This window comes from Halomonas citrativorans (assembly GCF_900163645.1).
Taxonomy (GTDB): Bacteria; Pseudomonadota; Gammaproteobacteria; order Pseudomonadales; family Halomonadaceae; genus Vreelandella; species Vreelandella citrativorans.
This window is the reverse complement of record NZ_FUKM01000019.1, coordinates 1-3,704: the sequence shown is the minus strand read 5'-3', so window position 1 is coordinate 3,704 and position 3,704 is coordinate 1. Positions and strand designations below refer to the sequence as shown.

General features: G+C 52.0%; 4 protein-coding genes. All 4 read left to right on the top strand.

All coding sequences use genetic code 11. From position 1 onward, the window contains the following. A partial coding sequence (locus CZ787_RS05280; RefSeq protein WP_217883845.1) for an RHS repeat-associated core domain-containing protein occupies positions 1-1,139 on the top strand: 1,139 nt, incomplete at its 5' end. 221 nt (positions 1,140-1,360) lie between these two features. Continuing rightward, positions 1,361-1,660, top strand: coding sequence for a hypothetical protein (locus CZ787_RS05270; protein ID WP_087106901.1), 300 nt, complete (start codon positions 1,361-1,363; stop codon positions 1,658-1,660). A gap of 66 nt (positions 1,661-1,726) precedes the next feature. Next, positions 1,727-2,107, top strand: a complete 381-nt coding sequence (locus CZ787_RS18670; protein ID WP_140398970.1) for a hypothetical protein — start codon at positions 1,727-1,729, stop codon at positions 2,105-2,107. After that, positions 2,031-3,583, top strand: a protein-coding gene (locus CZ787_RS05260; protein ID WP_087106897.1) for an IS3 family transposase whose coding sequence is annotated in 2 segments (ribosomal slippage) — positions 2,031-2,484 and positions 2,484-3,583 — 1,554 coding nt in all. Because the reading frame shifts where the segments join, the coding sequence is not laid out codon by codon here. Before CZ787_RS18670 ends, CZ787_RS05260 begins: the two co-directional genes overlap by 77 nt. Positions 3,584-3,704: the final 121 nt, after the last annotated feature.

Here is a 3,704-nt window from a genome sequence, read left to right as displayed (position 1 = left end):
ACGACGGTGCGGGTAATATGATCGAGCGGCAACAACCGGACGGCGAGCGCCTGACGATGGGCTACGACGGCGCCAACCGCCTGGTGCAGCTCACCCACACCCGCACCTACGGTCATACCACGGAGGCCACCTACCGCTACGACGGCTTGGGCCGTCGAATCAACAAGACCGTACGTCACACCAACGGCACCACCGCCACCACCCACTACGGCTGGGATGGCGACCGCATCGTGCGCGAGGAAAGCGACGGTCAGCGCACCACAGTCGTGTATGAGCCGGGCAGTTTTGTGCCCATGCTGCGTATTGATGATACCCAGCAGGGCCAAGTGCTCAGTGCCTTTATCACGGATGCGCTGGGTACGCCCATGCAACTGGTTGCCGTCAACGGCGACACGAAATGGCAGGCGCAGCCTGATGATTGGGCGGCGGTGAAACATCAGCGCAGCAATATTAACCAGCCGATTCGCTTTCAGGGTCAGTGGCAAGATGAGGAAAGTGGGCTCTATTACAACCGTCATCGGTATTACGATCCGCAGCAGGGGCGGTATATTAGTCAGGATCCGATTGGTCTCAACGGCGGGACGAATTTGTATGGGTATGTGACGAATCCCGTGGGGGCGATTGATCCGTTGGGGCTATTCGGGGCAAATATGCATCTATTGGATCCCATTTCTGATGCTATTCAAAATGGACATACGCGCCCACGACCGGAACCAGAAAGAGTAACGGATATTTTCAACCCAGCCGAAAGGGTTAGAGAGGGAGGTACTGGGACTGCTGAGGCGGGAGGCCAACTTGTTATTGGGGTGGGGGGTAGTACATCAACAGGAGTAATTCTCGATCCTATAAGAGGGCTGGCATGCACTGTTCATACAGCATGTGTTATGGCAGGGCCTAGAATTGGAGCAGGAACAACGGCTGGTGGCTCTATTGCAACAGGTACTTTTGAACCTGGAGATGTTAGTTATACCATTGGCGGGGATGGAGCCTGGATATTTACAAAAGCTGATTTTAATTTTTCAAACACAGGTTCTGTTTCCATTGGAACAGGGGGTATCTTTGGTGCCGATATTGGTGGCGCAATCAAGATGTGCCGCTCAGAAGTCTCTAACGCTTGTTGGGAAATAGGTGAGCAATAATGAGAAAGCAAATTGGAAGAACTTTTTTTGTACTTTTACTGTTTCCGCTTGTCCCTCTTTCAATCTGGTTGTTTGGAGCTGGCTCGCTTCCTTCTAAAATTATATGGTATGGGTACGTGTTTATTTTTCTATGCAACTGGCTGTGGAACGCCAGCTATATAATAAGGAAGAATATAGCATTAGCAAAAAAGGTAAAATCAAAAAACAAAGGTAGTTAATAAATGTCTTTTTTAATACTTCTGCCCCCAGTAGCTTTCTGGTTTTTATCATTAGGTGGATTTTTGACTATTTTTAAAAATGAGAATCCGCAAGCTTATTACAAGCTGGATTTGTTAAGCTTTTTTAAAAGAAAGAAGAGCGATGATGCGGCTAGAGTGATAGATTTCTTTTGGCACCAGAAGCATTTAAAATTGGGAGGAAAAACAGCACTTGCTGGGATGGCTCTCAACATTGTTTTTTGTTTGTGTGTCATATATATGTTCGTAATTTTATGGCTGGGATGGACCGGACGAATTAATTGACTTTTATCTATACTTGTTAAGTAAAAGTGTTGGGTATCTGAAAACCTTCTCGAAAACGGCCTGACCATGGGCTACGACGGCTTGGGCCGCCGGATCAGCAAGACCGTGCGCCACACCAACGGCACCACTGCCATCACCCACTACGGCTGGGACGGCGACCGCATTGTGCGAGAGGAAAGCGATAATCAGCGCATCACGGTAGTGTATGAGCCAGGCAGTTTTGTGCCCATGCTGCGCATTGACGACACTCAACAAGGCCAGGTGCTTAGTGCTTTCGTCACTGACGCCCTCGGTACCCCCCGGTGTCAGGGTAGTTGTCGCCTGATTGGTTTTACCCTAACCAATTCCCGGGGGCGGTTTGAGTACTGCGATGCCACGTTATTCCCCAGAGCGCAGAGAAGCGCTGTTGAAGAAGCTGTTACCTCCGCACAACCTATCCGTTGCTGAAGTGGCACGGCAAGAAGGTATTTCCGATGCCACCCTGTATGCTTGGCGTAAACAGGCCAAGTCGGGAGGGGCTGCGGTGCCCGGAGATCAAACATTAACCGACAACTGGTCGGCAGACGCCAGGCTATCAGTGGTCATCGAAACAGCCACCTTTTCCGAGATTGAGCTGAGCGAGTACTGTCGTGGCAAAGGCCTCTATCCTCAACAGGTTAAGGCCTGGAAGGCCGCCTGCCTGGCGGGCCAACAAAATACCAGGGTGCAACATCAGGCAGAGCGAGACCAGGCTAAAGCTGACAAGAAGCGTATTCGTCAGCTGGAGCGTGAACTTAATCGTAAAGAGAAGGCGTTAGCGGAAGCCGCTGCGTTATTGGTGCTGCGAAAAAAGCTCAACGCCTACTGGGACGACGACAGCGAGGACAATTGACCTTGCTGCCAGACAGGCAAATTTATGTCGAATGGCTCACTGAAGCCATCACCCATGGGGCTCGCAAGAAATACGCGTGCGAAGAAGTGGGCATTAGCTTACGCACGTTCCAGCGCTGGACAGCAGAGAGCGTTGTAAGGCCCGACGGACGCACAACCGCGCTTCGCCCGACACCGGCGAATGCGTTATCCAAGGCAGAACGTCAAGCTATTTTAGCCCTTTGTAACAGCAAAGAATTTGCCCATTTGCCACCGAGCCAAATAGTGCCTCGTTTAGCGGATCAAGGTCGTTACATCGGATCGGAGAGCAGCTTCTATCGGGTGCTGCGTGCGGCTGATCAGCAGCACCGACGAGGGCGCTGTCAGCCGCCGCGTCGGCATCCAGCACCGACAACGCATAAAGCGAGCCATCCTAATCAGGTGTGGTCATGGGGCATCACGTATTTACCCTCGCTGGTGCGAGGGCAATATTACTATCTGTACCTGATCGAAGATATTTACAGCCGCAAAGCGGTTGGCTGGGAAGTACACACGGCAGAGTCTGGTGATGACGCAGCGGCCTTGCTACAACGCAGTGTTCTCAGCGAGAAATGCCTACGCACTCCGCTGGTGTTGCACTCTGATAATGGCGCTCCCATGAAGTCGGTCACCTTGTTAAGCAAAATGCATGACCTGGGTGTAACGCCTTCGCGGGGAAGGCCACGGGTCAGTAACGATAACGCTTTCTCGGAGGCCTTGTTCAAGACGTTGAAATATTGCCCACAGTGGCCGACTGCCGGCTTTGCAAGTCTGGACGATGCAAGGATCTGGGTAAGAGAGTTCATCCTCTGGTACAACACCGAGCACCGGCACAGTCGAATAGGCTTCGTCACGCCGACAGAACGCCATCAAGGTCTTGATAAGGATATTCTGGCCAAACGTCATGCCTTGTACCAGCAGGCCCGAGCCGGACAACCGGCACGTTGGTCAAAAGAGACGAGAAAATGGCAGCCTGTTGGGCCGGTGACACTCAACCCTGACAGGCCTGAAATAGCGCAGAAGGATGCTGCATAAATGGATGGTCAACGCGACAACTACGTTGACAAACACCGTACATATTGAGCGGGGTCCGTAGGTAGTCCGTTGTCGCATCGAATGGCCTTGGGTCGGCCACGCCATTCGATCAACTGGTTTA

What these genes read in the sequence shown, in the direction of transcription:
- CZ787_RS05270 (WP_087106901.1), top strand. Translation starts at nt 1,361, where the DNA reads ATGTCTTTTTTAATACTTCTGCCCCCAGTAGCTTTCTGGTTTTTATCA.
- CZ787_RS18670 (WP_140398970.1), top strand. Translation starts at nt 1,727, where the DNA reads ATGGGCTACGACGGCTTGGGCCGCCGGATCAGCAAGACCGTGCGCCAC.